This window comes from uncultured Cetobacterium sp. (genome assembly GCF_947039425.1).
Lineage (GTDB): Bacteria > Fusobacteriota > Fusobacteriia > Fusobacteriales > Fusobacteriaceae > Cetobacterium_A.
Genome location: NZ_CAMQYW010000289.1, coordinates 1 through 2,571, shown reverse-complemented (window position 1 = coordinate 2,571; position 2,571 = coordinate 1). Strand labels below are relative to the sequence as shown.

Sequence of the window (2,571 nt, the reverse complement as noted above, 5' to 3'; positions counted from 1 at the left end):
CACTAAAGAACAAGCAATTAAAGAAGCAAGTAGATGTTTACAATGTCAATGTAAACTTTGTATGAAAGAGTGTATTATGCTAAATGATTATACTGATTGTCCAAAAACTTTATTTAAAGAGTATTTAGAAAAAGGTAATGAAAATATGGATCCTAAAATAGCTTACTCTTGCAATATGTGTGATCAGTGTACTATAAAATGTCCAAAAGATTTTGATATTAAGGGTAATTTTATGGGAAGTAGAGTTGAATATGTTAAAGATAACAATGGAAAATCTCCAATGAAAGGACATAAAGCTATTGAAGTACATCAATATTTAGGATATTCAAAGATGTTTAATACAACAAATTCAGCTCCTCAAGGAAAGAAAACAAAGTATGTATTTTTCCCAGGTTGCTCACTACCTTCATATAACTCAGAAGCTGTAGGAAACATATTAGATCATTTACAAAATAAACTTGATGGTGAAGTTGGGTCTTTATTAAAATGTTGTGGAAAACCACCAAAGGCTTTAGGACAGGAAAAAGTATTTAAAGAAAGATTTAAATCTGTTCAAGAAGAACTTGATAAAGTTGAAGCAGAATACGTAATTGTAGCTTGCCAATCTTGTTATGGAATTTTTAAAACATATTCTAATCAAAAAGTTTTATCTCTTTGGGAATTACTTCCTGAAATTGGATTGCCTGAAAATCAAATTGGAGTAGGAAAAGATTCAGATGTAGTATTTAATATTCATGATTCTTGCTCTATAAGAAAAGAAACACAAATTCATGATGGAATTAGATGGATTATGAATGAGTTGGGATATAACGTAGAAGAATTAGAAAATACAAGAGAAAATGCAAGATGTTGTGGTTTTGGGGGAATGATAGTACCAGCTGTTCCAGATGTGGCAAAAAGAGTTATGGAAAGAAGAGCTGATGAAACAACAACAGGACATATGGTAACTTATTGTGCAGCATGTAGAGAATCAATGGAAAAAGGAGATGCTGATGCACTTCATATAGTTGATTTAATATTTGGAGATAAATATATGAAATCTCAAGCTAAAAAAAGAAATGCAGGACCTGTAAAGCAGTGGATGACAAGATATAAATCTAAGATGGAGTTAAACAAAAGAAAATAAAATAAATATGGAGGGGTTTATGAAAAAAAGTTTAATTTTAGGGACAGTATTACTATCAATGGTAACATTTTCAAAAGAGTATAAGGATTATAAAACTGATAAATTAATTAGTGCAGATTCAGCTAAGGAGTTGATTTTAAATAATAAAAATGTTGTTCTTATAGATGTTAGACCAGATGCTCAGTTTATGCTTAATAACATCAAAGGGTCATATAATATGTGGAGATCTGATATGCAACCAAAAGATAAAAGATATGGTGAAATTGGTGGAATGAGAGCTTCTAGGGAAGAGATGGAAATAGAATTAAATAAGATGGGTGTAACAAATGATACAGTACTAGTTTTATCTGGAAATGGATTAGATGAGTTCAGATTATGGTGGATATTAGATTTATATGGAATGGAAAATGTAAAACTTGTTGATGGTGGATATTCTGCTTTAAAAGAGACAGGATTAAAAACAGGATTTGGAATGGGAGCAAAAGAGAAAAAAGGAACATTTAAATTTACAAATACTCCAGATAAGGATACATTAGCAGAAATTCATCATGTTAAAAATGCTATTGAAGAGAAAAATTGTCATATTGTAGATACAAGAAGTGAAGAGGAATATACAGGAGAGGATTTGAAAAAGGGAGCTTTTGAAAAGGGAAGAATTCCTGGAGGAGTATTTGTAGAATGGACACAAGCACTAAATAGTGATAAAACAATGAAGTCTTATGATGAATTAGTTGCCATGTATAAAGAAAAAGGAATTGATGGAACAAAAGAAGCTATATCATATTGTCAATCAGCAGTGAGATCAGCTCATACAACGTTTGTATTAAAAGAATTATTAGGTTATGAAAATAGTAAAAATTATGATGGTTCTTGGATTGAATGGTCTCATCAAGCAAAATCAGGAAAAGTTGAACTTGAAAAAGGAGAGTAATTAAATGAAAAAAAATCCTATAAAAATAATTGGAATTATAATAGTTTTAGGAGTAATTGGTTATGGATTAGTTCAATCTGGAGCTTTAGAGTATTTAAAAGATAGAGAAAAATTAGAAACTTTAATAAAAAGTTTAGGAATATGGGGACCATTTGCATATATTGGTTTATATACAGTAGTTACAATAACTTGTATATCAGTTTTACCTTTAACTCTTGCTGGAGGAATAATTTTTGGAGCAGTAAATGGAGTTATTTATACAGCTTTAGGTGCAGGACTTGGATTATCTCTTTCATTTTTAATAGCGAGATATATAGCAAGAAAACCAATTGAAGAAAAATTTGGTAATACAAAAGCTTTTAAAAGTATAAATGAAGGTGTAAAAAATGAGGGGTGGTTTATACTAGCAACAACAAGATTACTTCCTGTATTTCCATTTGGAATTCAAAACTATGTTTATGGATTAACACCAATAAGTTTTGTTCAATATGCACTTTTATCTACAATATTTATT

Annotated in this window: 3 protein-coding genes; all 3 read left to right on the top strand. The window is 29.8% G+C overall.

Going from position 1 to position 2,571, the window contains the following annotated elements:
• On the top strand, positions 1–1,126 hold a 1,126-nt coding region (locus Q0V09_RS10645; RefSeq protein WP_297489433.1), incomplete at its 5' end, for a (Fe-S)-binding protein.
• A 19-nt stretch (positions 1,127–1,145) separates the two neighbouring features.
• A complete protein-coding gene (locus Q0V09_RS10640) occupies positions 1,146–2,057 on the top strand; it encodes a sulfurtransferase (protein ID WP_297407910.1) in 912 nt (303 codons plus the stop codon).
• Between the two features lie 4 nt (positions 2,058–2,061).
• Positions 2,062–2,571: TVP38/TMEM64 family protein (locus tag Q0V09_RS10635; RefSeq protein WP_297489430.1), on the top strand; the 510-nt coding region annotated here is incomplete at its 3' end.